This is a genomic window from Hyphomicrobium denitrificans ATCC 51888, assembly GCF_000143145.1.
Classification (GTDB): domain Bacteria; phylum Pseudomonadota; class Alphaproteobacteria; order Rhizobiales; family Hyphomicrobiaceae; genus Hyphomicrobium_B; species Hyphomicrobium_B denitrificans.
The window spans coordinates 1,166,851-1,183,973 of the sequence record NC_014313.1; the positions used below are offsets into that span (position 1 = coordinate 1,166,851).

At 62.4% G+C, this 17,123-nt stretch carries 13 protein-coding genes; all 13 read left to right on the top strand.

The genetic code is table 11. The features are described from left to right. The first annotated feature begins 3 nt into the window (after window positions 1–3). The 13 genes from HDEN_RS05570 (at window position 4) to HDEN_RS05630 (ending at window position 17,120) form a co-directional block, all read left to right on the top strand. Window positions 4–3,951 carry a baseplate multidomain protein megatron gene (locus HDEN_RS05570; protein ID WP_013215152.1) on the top strand — a complete coding sequence of 1,316 codons (3,948 nt, stop codon included), beginning with the start codon at window positions 4–6 and terminating at the stop codon, window positions 3,949–3,951. A 370-nt stretch (window positions 3,952–4,321) separates the two neighbouring features. Continuing rightward, the gene (locus HDEN_RS05575; RefSeq protein ID WP_013215153.1) at window positions 4,322–5,635 is read left to right on the top strand and encodes a TIGR02594 family protein; all 1,314 of its coding nucleotides are present in this window, start codon (window positions 4,322–4,324) and stop codon (window positions 5,633–5,635) included. A 94-nt stretch (window positions 5,636–5,729) separates the two neighbouring features. Then, a complete protein-coding gene (locus HDEN_RS05580; protein ID WP_013215154.1) occupies window positions 5,730–6,020 on the top strand; it encodes a hypothetical protein in 291 nt (96 codons plus the stop codon). A gap of 81 nt (window positions 6,021–6,101) precedes the next feature. Next, the gene (locus HDEN_RS05585; protein ID WP_013215155.1) at window positions 6,102–6,773 is read left to right on the top strand and encodes a response regulator transcription factor; all 672 of its coding nucleotides are present in this window, start codon (window positions 6,102–6,104) and stop codon (window positions 6,771–6,773) included. Then, window positions 6,763–8,145 (top strand): sensor histidine kinase, encoded by a 1,383-nt coding sequence (locus tag HDEN_RS05590; protein WP_013215156.1) that lies wholly within the window; start codon window positions 6,763–6,765, stop codon window positions 8,143–8,145. Before HDEN_RS05585 ends, HDEN_RS05590 begins: the two co-directional genes overlap by 11 nt. A gap of 200 nt (window positions 8,146–8,345) precedes the next feature. Then, window positions 8,346–8,822 (top strand): glycine zipper 2TM domain-containing protein, encoded by a 477-nt coding sequence (locus HDEN_RS05595; protein WP_013215157.1) that lies wholly within the window; start codon window positions 8,346–8,348, stop codon window positions 8,820–8,822. Between the two features lie 146 nt (window positions 8,823–8,968). After that, on the top strand, window positions 8,969–10,156 hold the full coding sequence (ccmI, locus tag HDEN_RS05600; RefSeq protein ID WP_013215158.1) for a c-type cytochrome biogenesis protein CcmI: 1,188 nt from the start codon (window positions 8,969–8,971) through the stop codon (window positions 10,154–10,156). A gap of 23 nt (window positions 10,157–10,179) precedes the next feature. Further along, window positions 10,180–10,647: a cytochrome c maturation protein CcmE gene (gene ccmE, locus HDEN_RS05605; RefSeq protein ID WP_013215159.1), complete on the top strand. Its 468-nt coding sequence runs from the start codon at window positions 10,180–10,182 to the stop codon at window positions 10,645–10,647. 12 nt (window positions 10,648–10,659) lie between these two features. Further along, window positions 10,660–12,642, top strand: a complete 1,983-nt coding sequence (locus HDEN_RS05610; protein ID WP_013215160.1) for a heme lyase CcmF/NrfE family subunit — start codon at window positions 10,660–10,662, stop codon at window positions 12,640–12,642. 6 nt (window positions 12,643–12,648) lie between these two features. Further along, on the top strand, window positions 12,649–13,119 hold the full coding sequence (locus tag HDEN_RS05615; RefSeq protein WP_013215161.1) for a cytochrome c-type biogenesis protein: 471 nt from the start codon (window positions 12,649–12,651) through the stop codon (window positions 13,117–13,119). Window positions 13,120–13,281: 162 nt separating this feature from the next. Then, on the top strand, window positions 13,282–14,874 hold the full coding sequence (locus HDEN_RS05620) for a Do family serine endopeptidase (protein WP_013215162.1): 1,593 nt from the start codon (window positions 13,282–13,284) through the stop codon (window positions 14,872–14,874). A gap of 118 nt (window positions 14,875–14,992) precedes the next feature. Then, entirely contained in the window at window positions 14,993–15,673 is a 681-nt protein-coding gene (locus tag HDEN_RS05625; protein ID WP_049775191.1) for a response regulator transcription factor, read from the top strand. Then, on the top strand, window positions 15,657–17,120 hold the full coding sequence (locus HDEN_RS05630; RefSeq protein WP_013215164.1) for a sensor histidine kinase: 1,464 nt from the start codon (window positions 15,657–15,659) through the stop codon (window positions 17,118–17,120). The genes HDEN_RS05625 and HDEN_RS05630 overlap by 17 nt, the downstream gene beginning before the upstream one ends. The last annotated feature ends 3 nt before the right edge of the window (window positions 17,121–17,123 follow it).

A 17,123-nucleotide genomic window follows, 5' to 3' on the forward strand; every position in this document is an offset into this window, starting at 1 on the left:
GACATGGCGACGCTTGCCCTGGCTGCTGTCGGAGCTGCGGTCGGCAGCAGCGTGCTTCCTGCCGGTGTCGGCTTCCTCGGTGTGGCGCTGTCCGGCGCGACGATTGGATCGCAGGTCGGTGCGTTCGCGGGCGCTTATGTCGATGCAGCTTTGTTCGGGGCCTCTGGGCAGGGTCGCGCCGTCGAAGGTCCGCGCCTCAGCGATCTTCGCGTTACGGCGTCGACGGAAGGTTCGCCGTTGCCGCGCATTTATGGACGCGCGCGTGTCGGCGGTCAGATCATCTGGGCGACAGATCTCGAAGAGGAGATCGTCAAATCGACGGAGTCGGCGGGCAGCGGCAAAGGCGGCTCGGGTAGCGGCGCAACGCTGACGCAATATCGCTATTATGCGAATTTCGCGGTGGCGCTCGGCGAGGGCGTCGTGACGCGCATCGGGCGCATCTGGGCCGACGAGCAGGAACTCGATCTGTCACGCACGTCATTTCGTTTGCACACCGGCACAGAGACGCAAGAGCCGGACAGTCTCATCGCGGCGCGCGATGGGACTGGGAACGCGCCAGCGTATCGCGGTGTCGCCTACATTGTCTTTGAGCGTTTGCCGCTTGCTGAGTTCGGCAATCGCGTGCCGCAGCTTTCGTTCGAAGTGTTCCGTAGTATTTCGAGCACGGAGAAGGACGTTCGCGGCGTCGTGATGATTCCGGGCTCCGGCGAGTTTGTCTACGCCACGGAGCCGGTGCATCAGACGTTCGACGACGGCATCTCGCAGTCGGAGAACGTCCACCAGTTGATTGGTCCGACCGACTGGCAGGTGGCCGTCGATCAGCTCGAAGTATCGTTGCCCAATGCAAAGTCCGTGTCGCTGATCGTCAGCTGGTTCGGAACCGATTTGCGCGCCGGCAACTGCACGATCGAACCCGGCGTCGAGACGCGGCATAAAAAGACATCGCCGCTGAACTGGTCTGTCGCGGGTCGCAACAGAAACAACGCGCACCTGATCAGTTCGCGCGGCGGCAACGCAGCCTATGGCGGCACGCCCTCCGATCAAACCGTGATTGCGGCGATCTCCGATCTCAAAGCGCGCGGATTGAGCGTGACACTGACGCCGTTCATTCTGATGGACATCGCGGAGGGCAATGTGCTTGCCAATCCCTATGGCGGCAGCGGTCAGCCCGTCTATCCCTGGCGTGGACGCATCACATGCCATCCGGCGCCGGGCGTTTCAGGCACGCCGGACAAGACTGCGGCTGCGGCGAGCCAGATCGCGTCGTTCGTTGGCTCAGCGTCGCGCACGGACTTCTCGGTGTCGGGGAGCACGATTCATTACTCCGGACCGAACGAGTGGTCGTACCGGCGCATGGTTCTGCACCAAGCGTATCTCGCGAAAGCTGCGGGCGGTGTCGACGCGTTCGTCATCGGGACCGAGCTGCGTGGTCTGACGCACGTGCGCTCCAGCGCGAACGCTTATCCGTTCGTCAGCGCGCTGATCACGCTCGCTGCCGACTGCAAGGCGATCCTCGGCGGGGCGACAAAGGTTCTTTATGCCGCCGACTGGTCGGAATACTTCGGGCATCAGCCTGGTGACGGAACGGGCGACGTCTATTTCCATCTCGATCCGCTGTGGGCGTCGGCGAATATCGATGCGATCGGCGTCGATGTCTATTGGCCGCTCGCCGATTGGCGCGACGGACGCGATCATCTCGATGCCATCGCAGGTGCTACGTCAATTTATGACGGCGCGTACTTGCGATCGAACGTGGCGGGCGGTGAGGGCTTCGACTGGTATTATGCGTCGGCCGCCGATCGCGACGCGCAGGTCCGCACGCCGATCACCGATGGTGCGGGGAAGCCTTGGGTGTTCCGTTACAAGGACATCCGCTCATGGTGGAGCAATGCGCACTACAATCGTCCGGGCGGCGTCGAAAGCGCGACGGCGACGGCGTGGGTGCCGCAGTCGAAGCCGTTCTGGTTCATGGAGGTCGGCTGTCCCGCCGTCGACAAGGGCGCCAATCAGCCGAACGTCTTCGTCGATCCGAAAAGCTCGGAGTCGATGCTGCCCTATTATTCGCGCGGCATTCGCGACGACTTCATGCAGACGCGTTTTCTCGAAGCGCTGCGCGACGCATTCGACTGGACCAAGAGTGGTTATATTCCGGGCCTCAATCCGGTGTCAGAACTCACCGGCGCGCGTATGGTCGATCTCAGCCGCATGCATGTTTATTGCTGGGATGCGCGGCCGTATCCGGCGTTTCCATATGCGACGACGTATTGGGGCGACGGCGGAAACTGGATGCTCGGCCATTGGCTCAATGGACGGCTGGGCAGCGCGTCGCTCAGCGATCTTGTTGCGCAAATTATGAAGGACAATGACTTCGCGGACTTCGATGCGTCAGGTCTGACAGGAACAGTGCCGGGCTATGTGCTCGACGATACGATGTCGGTGCGCGATACGCTGCAGCCGCTGAGCCTTGCGTATTTCTTCGATAGTATCGAAAGCGGAGGCAAAATCGTCTTTCGCCATCGCGGGCGCGCTTCGCCCGAGATGACGCTAATGGCGGACGCACTTGTCGAAGAGAGCGCGGGCGATCCGCTTTACGAAGTGACGCGCGCTCAGGAAACCGATCTGCCTGCGAGCGCGAAAGTGCGGTACATTTCGAGCGCTGACGTTTATCAGCAAGCGGTCGCCGAGGCGCGACGGCTGACAGGCGCCAGCGGGCGTGTCGCCGAAGCGGATCTGGCGATCGTTCTCGACGACAGTCTTGCGGGATCGCTCGTCGAGAGCTGGCTGTATGAGACGTGGGCCGCGCGCGAACGTGCGTCGTTCAGCTTGCCGCCTTCGACGCTGGCGCTCGAACCGGGCGATGTCGTTTCCGTCGATATCGCAGGGCGCAATCGCTTGCTGCGCCTCACTGATGTCACGGAGCGCGGCATTCGCGAGATCGCGGCGCTCAGCATCGATCCTGATGTCTACGATCAGATCGACGTGCCGTCGCGGACAGCGATCGAACCAGCGCCCGTGCAGGTTGGAGCGCCGGCCGTTATGCTGATGGATTTGCCGTCGTGGACAATGTCCGCCGATGCGCAGTCCGGTTACGTCGCGGCGATGCAAAAGCCGTGGCCGGGCAGCGTTGCGCTTTACGTCTCGCCGCAGACGACCGCGTATCAGTTGCGCGCGCTCGCGAGTGCTCCGGCGACCTTGGGGGCGACGCTCGATCCGCTGTTCAGTGGTCCGGAAGGCCTGATCGACAATCGGGCGCGCGTGCGTGTGCGATTGCCATATGGCACACTCGCATCGGCGGATCTGTTGGCGACACTTGCAGGCGCAAACCTCGCAGCGGTGCGCAACGAGGCGGGCGATTGGGAGATCATCCAGTTTCTCGATGCGACGCTCGTCGATGCGGAGACGTATGAACTGAGCCGGTTGCTGCGCGGGCAGTTCGGAACCGAAGGCGCGATGAGCGACGTGCTCGCTGCGGGCGCGCCATTCGTCATGCTCGATGGCGCCGTGAGCCGGGTTCCGCTGCAGGACAGCGATTTCAAGCTCGCGCTCAACTGGCGGTATGGTCCGGGCAATCGCGATATCGGAGACGCATCCTACGCGACGTCGCCGTTCGCGTATCAAGGACTTGGCCGACGGCCGTTGTCGCCCGTGCATATCAAGGGCGTGCGTGCGGCGAGCGATCTCAACATCTCGTGGATACGCCGTACGCGGACGGGTGGCGACAACTGGGAGCTTCCCGAGGTGCCGCTCGGAGAAGACAGCGAAACGTATGAGGTCGATATTCTCGACGGCGAGACGGTCAAGCGCACGATCTCCGTGGCGGTTCCGAATGCGGTCTACACAAGCGCCGAGCAGATCGTCGACTTCGGCAGCTTGCAGCCGGCAGTTTCGGTGAGGATCTATCAGACCAACATGCTGTTCGGCAGGGGGGCTCCGCGCGCGGCGGTGGTGTGACGTCATCGCGATTGATCGTAGAGATCCGCCTAGCTGTTCACCCCACCCCCGACCCCTCCCCGTCAAGGGGAGGGGAGAAGGGGAAGCGCGTTGCGATTTAATCTGGCCTTCTCGCTGTCGAGGGGAAGCAACGCATGGGAACATTCGTTGCTCTGTTCTTCTCCTTCTTGCAAGGACGAGAGCACATGCGAACTGCGCGCTTAATTCCCCTCCCCCTTGCGGGGAGGGGTTAGGGGTGGGCGACTAATTGAGCGTGATGCAGAGGCGATGACGCAATATTCGCGGGGCTAGTACGATCGCGCTTCGCGCTGGTCTCCGAACGTTGAGCGTGCGCTCAAATTTTCCGGCAACATAGTCTCAGAGGCAAAACATGGATCAGCCGCCGTGGCTTCAAGCCGCGTGGGCCGAATTCGGCGTGCGCGAAATTCCAGGCAAGGAGGATGCGCCCGAAATCCTGCGCTATTTCCGGGATGCCGGCGATACGAACGTCGAAACGGAAGCGACGCCGTGGTGCGCCGCGTTTCTCGGCGCCATGCTGAAGCGCGCCGGTTATGCGGGGACGGGATCGCTGCTCGCGCGGTCGTATCTCGATTGGGGTGACCGGCTCGATGACGCGCGCTTCGGTGCCGTTGCGGTGTTGTCGCGCGGCGACGATCCGAACGCCGGGCATGTCGGTTTCCTGCTCAGCGATACGAACGGCAAGCTCTATCTGCTCGGCGGCAATCAGGGCGATGCGGTGACGGTCGCGAGCTTCGACAAGGCGCGGCTTCTCGGGCTTCGCTGGCCCAAGGAAAACGTCGAGGCTGCGAGCAAGGGCGACGACGCGATTTTTTCGAGAGTGCTCGCGCACGTGCTCGAGATGGAGGGCGGATTTTCGAATGATCCTTATGATCCTGGAGGACCGACCAATCGCGGCATCACGCTCGAGGTCTATGCGAAATTCAGAAAAGAAACACTCGATGACGGAACGCGTGCGCGGCTGATCGCGGAGCTGAAGCGCATCCCCGATGCGATCGTCACCGCAATTTACCGGCAACGCTACTTTGATCCGGCGTCGTGTCCGGTTTTCACCGCGCCGTTGGCGCTGATGCATTTCGATGCCGCCGTGAACCATGGTGTCGGCGCTGCGATCCGGATGCTGCAAGGCGTCGCCGGCGTCACGGTCGATGGTGAAATCGGTCCCGAGACGCTCGCGGCGATCGGCGCCAAAAGCCTCGCCGATCTGCTCGACGATTATGCCGAGACACGGCGCGCACGCTACCGCGCGCTTCCGCATTTCTGGCGCTTCGGGCGCGGCTGGCTGAAGCGGGTCGACGCAACGCTGGCGCTGGCGCGCACGTGGGCGGCGGCCGAGGCCACGAACAGGGGGCTGATCGAGCCCCAGCAAATCGCAAAAGGAGAAGGCAAGATGGGTGAAAAGTCGAAGACTGAAATTTCAAGCAGCGACGACAGCAAATGGTGGCTGAACTCAAAGACGATGTGGGGTACGCTGATTACTGCGGCCGCGACCGTCATTCCGGTTCTCGGTCCGGCCGTCGGTATCGTTCTCCCGGCGGATCTGATCACGAGCTTCGGCGATCAGGTGGTGACCGCCGCGCAGGCGCTCGCGGGGCTCTTTGGCACGGCTCTGGCCATTTACGGACGCCTCAAGGCCGACACGCCGCTCGTCCTGCGGAAAAATTAACGGTACGGGCCGGCACGTCGTCGCGGTCCATGACGTTCATGGACCGTTCAACGAGATACCTTTAAATGCGGTCGAACGTCGGGAAGACATGCGTATGACCGGATTTATGGGTGCAGTAGCGGTGACGGCTGCGGCGGCGATGGTGCTGCCCGGCGCCGCGCGCGCGGAAGACTGCCTGACCGACTGGGGCATGGCCGGGCAGATCGTCCGGCGGGAAAATCTCATAACCGTCCAGGAAGTCTCGCAATCGCTCGCCGCCGACGGGATCGGCGAACTGGTAAAAACCACCCTGTGCCGTTCCCCCGACGGATATTTCTATCGCATTGTCGTCCGTGGACCGACGGGACAACTCCGAACCACCATCATCACTGCGAAAGTCCGGTGAAGAGTAGCGGTTGCCGGGGTAGCGAATTTGCTCCAACACCCCTACAACTTGCGGATTCGGGATTGAGGGGAGTGGATCAGCGTGCGCGCGCTCGTCGTTGAGGATGACAAGGATCTCAATCGCCAGCTGGCGGCGGCGCTCGCGGATGCGGGATTTGCCGTCGATACTGCAGCCGATGGGGAAGAGGGCTACTTTCTCGGCGATACCGAACCCTACGATGTCGTGATTTTGGACATCGGCCTGCCGAAGATCGACGGCATTTCAATTCTCGAACAATGGCGCCGCAGCGACCGCAAGATGCCGGTCATCCTGCTGACCGCCCGCGACCGCTGGAGCGACAAGGTCACCGGCATGGATGCGGGGGCGGACGACTATCTCGCCAAGCCGTTCCACATGGAAGAACTGCTCGCACGCGTCCGGGCGCAGATCCGGCGCGCCTCGGGTCATGTCAAATCCGAAATCGAATGCGGACCGATCCGTCTCGATACCAAGTCGGCGCGCGTGACGTGCGACGGACTTCCCGTCAAGCTGACGTCGCACGAATTCCGCCTGCTCGCTTATCTGATGCATCACAACGGCCGCGTCGTGTCGCGGACGGAACTGGTCGAGCATCTTTACGACCAGGACTTCGACCGGGATTCGAACACCATCGAGGTCTTCATCGGCCGCTTGCGAAAAAAAATCCCGGGCGACGTCATCCAGACCGTCCGTGGTCTCGGCTATCGCATGAGCCAAGGACCCGATGAGGCTTAACTCGCTCGCGTTGCGGCTGTTCGCGACCTCGGCGGCCTGGACGCTGCTGGCGCTGCCGCTTGCGGGTTACATCATCTATTCTCTGTATCGCGATGACGTGCAGCTGAGCTTCGACGCGCAGCTCCGAAAACTGCTGACGCAGATCACCGTCGACAGCATGGGCACGAGCGGCGACGTTCCCGTCATTCCGCCGAACCTTTACGAGCCGCTGTTCGAGGTGACGCAGTCCGGCTGGTACTGGCAGATCCGTCCGATCGACGGCGCACCAGGGCGAACGCTGGTTTCTCCCTCGCTCGCGACCGCCGTGCTTCCCTCTCCCTATGAGCGCAGATTTCCGACCGACACGTCCGGCACGCGCTGGATGAATGTCCCGGGACCGACGAACTCCACAATCCGCATTCTCGAATTCATCGATTCTCCGGGGCATGACCCCGAGAACACGAAATACTCGATCATTGTCGCGGGCCCGCTCGATTGGTTCGAAGCGACGGTGAAGAAATTCCGCACCCGTCTGACGAGCGCGCTGGCGCTGGTCGGTATCGGACTTCTGGCGGCGACGGTGTTTCAGGTGCGCTTCGGACTTTTGCCGTTGCGCCGCATCGAGCGTGGACTGGCGAGCATCCGGTCCGGCGAGGTTGAACGTCTCGAGGGGCAGCTTCCGGCCGAGATCGAACCGCTGCAGACCGAACTCAACGCGCTCATCGATTCCAATCAGGACATCATCGAACGTGCCCGAACGCAGGTCGGTAATCTGGCGCACGCCCTGAAGACGCCGCTTGCGGTGATCACCAATGAGGCGCGCGATGATCGCTCGAAGCTTGGCGATAAAGTCGCCGAGCAGGCGCAATTGATGCGCGATCAGATCAGCCATTATCTCGACCGGGCACGGATGGCCGCGCGGGCAGGCGCCATCGGCCGTGTCACGCCGGTCGACCCCACGGTCGAGCCGCTGGTGCGCGCGATCGAACGTATTCACGGCGAAAAAGGCATCGCGATTTCCTTCTCCGTGCAGCCCGGCGCGCAATTCCAGGGCGAGAAGCAGGATCTCGAGGAGATGCTCGGCAATCTGCTCGACAATGCCTGCAAGTGGGGCAAAGCCCACGCCTATCTGGCGGCGACCGTCGATGCCCCGGCGACTGCGCCTCGGCGGAAGCGGCTCAGAATCACGATCGAGGATGACGGTCCTGGTCTTTCGGCCGAGCAACGCGCCAAGATCGGCAAGCGCGGCCTGCGCCTCGATGAGACCAAACCCGGCTCGGGACTTGGCCTGTCGATCGTCAGCGATCTTGCCACGTCATACCGGGGGAGCCTGGCATTGGACGCCTCCGAGCATGGGGGTCTCAAAGCCATTCTAGAGCTTCCGGCGGCCTAGAGGGCTGTTGTTCCGTTATTTGTGCTCGGTTCGCGTGTTGCCGGACGGCATCATCGACAAGTGTCGTTTGTTCGCCCGAATTGTGGTGGATTTCTGCCTTGTCGCGCGCACAATATCGGTCTAGCCAACATAAGGGACACGCGCCGGATCGGGTCGCCCCATCGGGCATGGCGCGAGGGAAAACGGGAACGAGGTTCGCCATGCGCGTCGTGCGCTTTTCGATTCCGCTGATGGCGGTCGCCATGCTGGCCGGGTGCAGCAATGGCCAGGGCGGCATAGATAATCAGAATACGGGGCTCGTTCTCGGCAGCGTCGCCGGCGGGCTCGTCGGCAATCAGTTCGGCAAGGGCAGCGGCAACGTCGCCGCGACCGTTGCTGGCGCCGTCGTCGGCGGCATTGTCGGCAGCCAGATCGGCAAGAATCTCGACGAACGCGACCGGCGTCTTGCCGAGGAAGCGGAATTCGATGCGCTCGAGCGCGGACAGTCCGGCGTTTCGCGCCAGTGGCGTGATCCCGACACCGGCCATTACGGCGAGGTTGTTCCGAGCCGTCCTTACAAGCGCGGCGTCGCCGACTGCCGCGACTACACGCATACCGTCTACGTCGACGGACGGCCGCAACAGATGCGCGGCACGGCCTGCCGGGGTCAGGATGGGACGTGGCAAGGCGTCGGCTGATGACGCCGCGTGCACTGCAGAAGTGCGCTGTGGCCACCATCGAGGTTAAGTCACATCCGCGACAGAAGCGCTGAAACGGGCAGTGCTGACTTGCCTGCCCGCCGCCGCGATCCTATTCCGTTTCTAAAGTCGAGGAACGCGCGGCGATGGTTTTCTGGATCCTAGTGGCCTGTCTTGTGGCGGTGGTGACGCTTGTCATCACGCGCCCGCTGCTCAGAGCTTCGCCGAAAACGGTCGAGGACCCGGACGCCGTCACGGCGGCCGCCGATATCGCGGTCTACAAGGATCAGCTCAAGGAAGTCGCAGCCGATGAGGCAAGCGGCACTCTTGCGTCGGAAGAAGCGGAAAGCGCCCGTTCCGAAATCGCGCGGCGGCTGCTTCGCTCGACCGCAGACAAAGACCGGATCGATACGGCTGAGCTTCCTAAGCGGGCGAGTTTTGCCGCCTACGCGTCGATCCTGACGTCAATCGCGCTGCCGATCGTCAGCCTCGGGCTTTATCTCGCGTACGGAGCACCGGGAATGCCGGGCGATCCGCTGAGCACTCGGCTCGCGCAACGAGAGAACTCCAACAACCCGAACGATCTCGTCGCCAAGGTCGAGGAGCGGCTTCGCGCGCACCCCGAGGACGGTACGGGCTGGGGCGTGATCGCGCCGGTCTATTACGCGATGGGTCGCTATGCCGACGCGGCGAACGCCTACGCCAACGCAATCCGCATCGTCGGCGAATCCCCGGACCGGCTGCAAGGTTTCGCGAACGCGAGAATCCGGCTCGAGAACGGCGTCATTCCGGAAGACGCGCGCAAGACGCTCGAACGTCTGCTGGTGATTGCTCCCGAGAGAAAAGAACCTCGCATCTGGCTGGCGCTCGCAAAGGAGCAGGACGGCAAGCTGGCGGAAGCCGCAGCCGACTATCGCAAGCTGATCGAGGAGGCGCCGACCGACGCGCCATGGCGGCAAATGCTCGAAGCGCGCCTCGCCAATCTGACATCCGCAGACGGCAAGCCGCCTTCGGTGCTAGCGCTGCCGAAGAAAGACGCGGGCGACACGTCCATGCCTCGGCCTCCGGAGGGATCGCCGTCGGCGGTCATGTCGATGACGCCGGAGCAGCGCCAAGCCTTCATCACGCAAATGGTCGATGGGCTGGCGGCGCGCCTCAAAACCGACGGCACGGACGCGGCAGGCTGGCTGAAGCTCATTCGCGCCTATCAGGTTCTCGGACGACAGGACGATGCGGTGAAGGCCTTGTCGGATGCGCGGACCAATCTCAAAAACGATCAGGTCGGCCTGGCGCGCGTCGATGATCTCGCGCGCGAGCTCGGACTTGGAGGCTGAAGCGCGATGGAAGCGGGTATCGAATGACACGGAAACAAAAGCGCGGCGTTCTGATCGGTGGTGGCGTTGCGACGCTCGCGGTCGCGCTGATCCTCGTGCTCTTCGCGCTGAAGGATAGCGTCGTCTTCTTTCATACGCCGAGCGACATCGCCGAAAAGGGCGTGCCGAGCGGCCAGCGCATCAGGCTCGGCGGTCTCGTTGAAAACGGCTCGGTCGTGCGCGAGGGAACGACGATCAAATTCAAGGTGACCGACACCTTGAAGGAAATCCCCGTGACATTCACCGGCGTTCTGCCCGATCTATTCCGGGAAGGGCAGGGCGTCGTCGCCGAGGGCGTGCTCGATGGCGACGGCGACTTCAAGGCCGACAGCGTGCTCGCCAAGCACGACGAGAATTACATGCCGCGAGAGGTCGCGAACGCTCTGGAAGAAAGGGGCGTGAAACTTGGTTCGGGCGCGCATCCCTCGGGTGCCAAAACCGAGACGCCTTAAGGAGGCCATGCCATGATCATCGAGTTCGGACACTTCGCATTGATCCTGGCGCTGCTCGTCGCCGTGGTGCAGGTCGTCCTGCCGATGGCCGGCGCATCTCTCAAAGACGAACGTATGATGCGCGTCGCCGAGCCTGCCGCCGTCTCGCAGTTCATCCTGCTTGCGATCGCCTTCGTAGCGTTGATGCACGCTTATGTGACGTCGGACTTCTCGGTCGCGAACGTCGCGGAGAACTCGCATTCGACGAAGCCACTGATCTACAAAATGGCCGGCGTCTGGGGCAATCACGAAGGCTCGATGCTGCTTTGGGTGCTGATCCTGGCCCTGTTCGGCGCTGCCGTCGCGCTGTTCGGCACGAACCTTCCGCCGAGCTTGCGCGCACGCGTTCTTTCGGTGCAGGCATCGATCGCCGTCGCGTTTCTGCTGTTCTCGATCCTGACGTCGAACCCGTTTCTGCGTCTCGTCCCGGCGCCATCCGACGGGCGCGGATTGAATCCGATCCTGCAAGACCCTGCGTTGGCGTTTCATCCGCCGTTTCTCTACACAGGCTACGTCGGCTTCTCGATCGCGTTTTCGTTTGCAATTGCCGCGCTGATCGAAGGCCGCATCGACGCCGCATGGGCGCGCTGGGTCAGGCCGTGGACGCTCGCCGCGTGGATGTTTCTGACGATCGGCATTTCGATGGGGTCGTGGTGGGCGTATTACGAACTCGGTTGGGGCGGCTGGTGGTTCTGGGACCCGGTCGAGAACGCGTCCTTCATGCCTTGGCTCGCGGGGACCGCGCTGCTGCATTCCGCGCTCGTGATGGAAAAACGCGAAGCACTGAAAGTATGGACGGTGCTGCTCGCGATCCTGACGTTCTCTCTGTCTCTGATGGGGACGTTCATCGTGCGCTCCGGCGTGCTGACGTCGGTGCATTCGTTCGCGGTCGATCCAGCGCGCGGCGTGTTCATCCTCGCCATCCTGATTTTGTTCACGGGCGGCGGGCTGGCGCTATTTGCGTTGCGCGCGAGCGAGATGCAGACCGGTGGCATCTTCCAGCCGATCAGCCGCGAGGGCAGCCTCGTACTGAACAACCTGCTGCTTGTTACCGCGACCGCGACCGTTCTCGTCGGCACGCTTTATCCGATGGCGCTCGAAGGTCTGACGGGTGAGAAAATTTCGGTCGGTCCGCCGTTCTTTGATTCGACGTTCGGTCCGCTGATGATTCCGCTGCTGCTGGCGCTTCCCATCGGTCCGATGCTCGCGTGGAAACGCGGCGATCTCGCAGGTGTCATGCAGCGTTTGGCTTTCGCCGTGCTGGCCGCGATCATCGCGATCGTCGCCACCTATGCCGTGGGCCATCGCGGCCCGTGGCTGGCGCCGTTCGGCATCGGTCTCGGCGTTTACGTGATGATGGGCGCGATTGCGGAATGGGCGAGCCGCATCAAGCTTGCTCAGGCGCCGGTGTCGGAAAGTTTCCGACGCGCTCGTAATCTCCCGCGCTCCGCCTACGGAACGCTGCTTGCGCATTTCGGCGTCGGCATGCTTGTCGTCGGCATCATCGCGACGAGCGCCTATCGCGAGGAACATATCCTCGTCATGAAGCCCGGCCAGACACTTTCAGTGGCTGGCTATGACGTGAAGTTCACAGGCTTCGAAAGCGGTCGCGGGCCGAACTATCGCGAAGACTTCGCGGACTTCGATGTCATGCGCAGCGGCACATCGATCGGACGTTTGCGTCCGTCAAAGCGGCTCTACGATGCTCCGCCGCAGCCGACAACGGAAGCCGGCATCCACGCGTCCTGGCGCGGCGATCTCTATCTCGTCATCGGCGATTCACAGCCGGATGGAGGCTACGCGGTGCGCGCGTACTTCAATCCGCTGGTGCGCTTCATCTGGCTTGGTACGCTGATCATGTTCCTCGGCGGCGGCATTTCGCTTTCCGACCGGCGGCTGCGGATCGGCGTTCCGGCGGGTCGGGGACGGCGTGCGATCGCCGTTCCAGCGGAGTAACGCGCGATGCGGCGGCTATTTGCGATTGCGGTTTTTGCGATGGCGATCGTCGCCAACGCTGCGGGCGTGCTTGCCGTTCAACCTGGTGAAATGCTGTCCGACCCCGCGCTGGAAAAGCGGGCGCGAACGATTTCGTCCGAGTTGCGCTGCCTCGTCTGCCAAAATGAATCGATCGATGACAGCGATGCCCCACTCGCAGCGGATTTGCGCCGTCTCGTGCGCGAACGCCTCGTGGCTCACGATAGCGATGCACAAGTCATCGACTACGTCGTCGCTCGCTACGGCGAATTCGTGCTGTTGCGGCCGCGCTTTCAGTTGTCGACGCTGCTGCTCTGGCTGACGCCCATTCTGGTGTTCATCGCGGGGCTGACGTTGGCGGCGCGGGCCGCGGCGAGACCGAAGGCTGCTCCAAGTGCGGCGCTTTCGGATGACGAGAAAGACAAGCTCTCGAAAATCCTTTCCAGCGACCAAAGCTAGCGAGCGCGATCCTCTCGCACTGTCGACGCTCGCAGCGGACAGCTTCGCTGGCTGGATGCAGATTACCAACTGTTAACGTGACTGACATCCTGCGGTAATCCCCGCTCCATTACCTGTAATCGCCAAGCCTACAAGGGCCATTTCAGTTTGGAGACCCAAGGGATGCTGTTCCCCAATCGCGCGCCAAAGATTGCTACCTCTCGTATTACGAAAATTGCTCCGTCTTTTGTGGCGCTCGCCGCCGTCGCAACGGCAGGATTTGGCTATTTCATTCCGTCCTACACGGTCCGGGCCGACACCAATGCCGCCCAAACCATCGAAACGCCGATGGGCCGCGCTCCGCTTTCCTTCGCGGATCTCATCGAGCGCGTGAAGCCGGCGGTCGTCTCGGTGTCGGTCGTCAATGACGGCGGCGCCTCGAAATTGGCCGAGAACAAGAAGAACGATAAATTCGACAAGCGTGGCGGCGGCAACTTCAATATGCCCGACCTCCCTCCGGATCATCCGCTGCACGATTTCTTCAAGAATCTGCCGAAGGATTTCGGTCAGCAGGAAGAGCGTCCGAAGATCGTTCAAGGCCAGGGTTCGGGATTTGTCATCTCGCCCGACGGTTATGTCGTGACGAATAATCACGTGATCGATGGCGCGACGAAGATTGTCATTACCTTCGATAACGACGACACGAAGTATGAAGCGAAGCTCGTCGGCGCCGATCAGCGGACCGACGTTGCGCTTCTCAAAATCGACAGCACAAAGACGTTTCCTGCCGTGAAGTTCTCGACCAAGGCACCTCGCGTCGGCGATTGGGCACTGGCGGTCGGCAATCCCTTCGGTCTTGGCGGTACAGTGACGGCCGGTATCGTGTCGGCACTGGCGCGCGATATCGGATCGGGACCGTATGACTACATGCAGATCGACGCCGCCGTGAACCGCGGCAACTCGGGCGGTCCGACCTTCAACCTCGATGGCGACGTGATCGGCGTCAACACGGCGATCTTCTCTCCGTCGGGCGGCAACGTCGGCATCGCGTTCGACATTCCTGCCAAGACGGTGTCTGAGGTCGTGACGCAGCTCAAGGCGACCGGAACGGTCAAGCGCGGCTGGCTCGGCGTCAAGATTCAGAACGTCGACGAAGATACGGCTTCGAGCCTTGGTCTGAACGAGGCACACGGCGCGCTGGTCAGCGAAGTCACCGCGAACGGCCCGGCCGCGGCTGCCGGCATCAAGACGCAGGATGCGATCCTGCAGGTCAACGATTCCAAAGTCGCCGATAGCCGTGACCTGGCACGCAAGATCGCAGAGCTGTCTCCGGACTCGCCCGTCAACATCAAGGTGTGGCGCAACAACGCCGAGAAGGTGATCAACGTCAAACTCGGTCTCTTCCCGAAGAACGCTGAAGCTTTGTTGAGCGGCGACAACGACCAGAACGACAACAACAGCAACAAGGAAGACAGCAAGCCTGCGCAGACGGAGCTGAGCCAGCTTGGCGTGACGCTGATGCCGGCGCGCTCCGGCTCGAACCAGGAAGGTGTCGTCATCGCCGAGGTCGATCCTTCATCGGACGCCGCCGAGAAGGGGCTCAAGGCCGGTGACGTGATCCTCGAGGTCTCGGGCGAAACCGTTAAGACGCCTGACGACGTGTCGGCCGGGGTGAAGAAAGCCCAGGGTCTGCAGCGCAAAGCCGTGCTGCTGCACATCAAATCGTCTGATCAGAAACGGTTTGTGGCCGTTCAGCTGTCCACCAAGAAGGGCTGAGGTTAACGCCATGGCAAGCTCGGGCAGCCCCGTCAACCACACGACGGGGCTGCCTCGACGTTTGGACGCCGCCCAGCTAAACAGTAGTTCGAGAGACGGCCAGGATCAGAAAAACGCCATGCGCGTGCTCGTAATCGAAGACGACAGGGAAACGGCGCAGTTCCTTCAGAAGTCTTTGAAAGAGAATGGGCACACAGCCGATCTCGCCGGTGACGGCGAAGCGGGATTGGCGCTTGCGACGGACGGCGCCTACGACGTTCTGATCGTCGACCGCATGCTGCCGCTTCTCGACGGACTCTCGGTCATCAAGTCTTTGCGCGCCGAGGGCAACCGCACGCCGGTTCTCATTCTTTCGGCGCTTGGCGAAGTCGACGATCGCGTCAAAGGTCTGCGCGCTGGCGGCGACGATTATCTGACGAAGCCCTACGCCTATTCCGAATTGCTGGCACGCGTCGAGGCGCTTGGACGGCGCACGGCACCGGAAGAGCAGCAGACGCGCATCTCGGTCGGCGATCTTGTCCTCGACAGGCTGTCCCATCGCGTGACGCGCAGCGGCGAGCACATTCTTCTGCAGCCGCGCGAATATCGCCTGCTCGAATACCTGATGCAGCACGCGGGGCAGGTCGTGACGCGCACGATGCTGCTCGAGCATGTCTGGGACTATCACTTCGATCCGCAGACGAACGTCATCGACGTGCATGTCTCGCGCCTGCGCGCCAAGATCGACAAGAATTTCGACAAGCCGCTGCTGCATACGGTTCGGGGCGCAGGATATACGATCCGTGACGGCCCTACTTGAACGCGTCGCAAAGGCGGCGTCGACAACGGCATTCGGATTGAGCGCGGCGGCGGTTGCTTTTTTCCTTCTCGCAGCCGCCATCGTCGTCGGATTCCTGTTCTGGCAGACCAATAATCTCCTGACCAATCAAGTCCTCGGCGTGCTGACGGCAGAAGCCCGGATCATGGCGTCGGAGATGAAAGCCGGTGGCCGGCCGAAGCTTGCCGAGACGGTCAGCGCGATGTCGCGACTGCAGGGCGCCGGGCTTTATTATCTCTCCGATGAGAACGGCGTGAAGATCGCGGGCAACCTGAACCGCATACCGCCGGAACTGGTCGAAAACGCGCGCGGTGGCGTGTTCAACTATCAACCGGCAGGTGAAGCGGGCAACGCGCACGCACATCTCGCCGTCGCCATTCCGGTCGAACTCGGCCCTGAAGTCCGCCTGATCGTCGGGCGCGATATCGAAGATCAGCGCGCCTTCGCGGATTCGATCCGCGTGGCGTTTCTGCTCGGTTTCGGCATTCTGTCGGTTGCGGGATTGATTGGCGGATTGGCCGTCAGCCGTCTCATTCTCAACCGCATGGACGCGATCACGGCGACAAGCCGGTCGATCATCGACGGCGATCTCACGCGCCGCATTCCGACGAGCGGCGGAAACGGCGAACTCGATAAACTGGCCGGAAACCTCAACGAGATGCTTGATCGCATCGAAGGCTTGATGAGCGGGCTGCGTGAAGTTTCTGACAACATCGCGCACGATCTCAAGACGCCGATCAATCGTCTTCGTAACTCGGCAGAGGCGGCGTTGCGCGATCCGCGTGGTGCGGAAGCCTACCGCGAGGGCCTGGAACGCACGATCGAGAAATCGGACGAGTTGATCAAAACGTTCAACGCGCTGCTTCTGATCGCGCGCCTGGAGGCGGGGCCGCTCGAGGACAGCGTCGAGACGTTCGATCTCGGGCGCTTCGTCGAGGACGTGACGGAACTCTACATGCCGGCCGCCGAGGAGGCGGGCTTCGCGTTATCGATCGAGGCTGAGAAGGGCGTTTGCGTTCGCGCCAACCGTCAGCTGATCGGGCAGGCGGTGGCCAATCTGATCGACAATGCGATTAAATATTCGCGTGCCGGTGAGCCGGGCAGCGCCATCACAGTTCGCGCCTATCGGCAGAACGGCAGGCCGGCGTTTTCCGTTGGCGATCATGGTCCCGGCATTGCGGCCGAGGACCGGGAACGGGCGCTCAAGCGGTTCGTGCGCCTTGAGGCCAGCCGCACGCAGCCGGGGACGGGTCTCGGCCTCAGCCTTGTCGCTGCGGTGGCGCGGCTGCATCATGGAGAAGTTCGGCTCGAGGACAATCATCCTGGCCTCAAGGTCGTGGTGCTGTTGTCCGGGAAATGCTTGACGTCAGTTTTGCCGGGCGGCGTCAGCACGCCTAGTGACGTGGCGGCCGGTGATGCGGCACAATAAGCG

What these genes read in the sequence shown, in the direction of transcription:
- HDEN_RS05595 (WP_013215157.1), top strand. Translation starts at nt 8,346, where the DNA reads ATGCGCGTCGTGCGCTTTTCGATTCCGCTGATGGCGGTCGCCATGCTG.
- HDEN_RS05575 (WP_013215153.1), top strand. Translation starts at nt 4,322, where the DNA reads ATGGATCAGCCGCCGTGGCTTCAAGCCGCGTGGGCCGAATTCGGCGTG.
- HDEN_RS05615 (WP_013215161.1), top strand. Translation starts at nt 12,649, where the DNA reads ATGCGGCGGCTATTTGCGATTGCGGTTTTTGCGATGGCGATCGTCGCC.
- HDEN_RS05570 (WP_013215152.1), top strand. Translation starts at nt 4, where the DNA reads ATGGCGACGCTTGCCCTGGCTGCTGTCGGAGCTGCGGTCGGCAGCAGC.
- HDEN_RS05625 (WP_049775191.1), top strand. Translation starts at nt 14,993, where the DNA reads ATGCGCGTGCTCGTAATCGAAGACGACAGGGAAACGGCGCAGTTCCTT.
- HDEN_RS05620 (WP_013215162.1), top strand. Translation starts at nt 13,282, where the DNA reads ATGCTGTTCCCCAATCGCGCGCCAAAGATTGCTACCTCTCGTATTACG.
- HDEN_RS05580 (WP_013215154.1), top strand. Translation starts at nt 5,730, where the DNA reads ATGACCGGATTTATGGGTGCAGTAGCGGTGACGGCTGCGGCGGCGATG.
- ccmI (WP_013215158.1), top strand. Translation starts at nt 8,969, where the DNA reads ATGGTTTTCTGGATCCTAGTGGCCTGTCTTGTGGCGGTGGTGACGCTT.
- HDEN_RS05610 (WP_013215160.1), top strand. Translation starts at nt 10,660, where the DNA reads ATGATCATCGAGTTCGGACACTTCGCATTGATCCTGGCGCTGCTCGTC.
- ccmE (WP_013215159.1), top strand. Translation starts at nt 10,180, where the DNA reads ATGACACGGAAACAAAAGCGCGGCGTTCTGATCGGTGGTGGCGTTGCG.
- HDEN_RS05590 (WP_013215156.1), top strand. Translation starts at nt 6,763, where the DNA reads ATGAGGCTTAACTCGCTCGCGTTGCGGCTGTTCGCGACCTCGGCGGCC.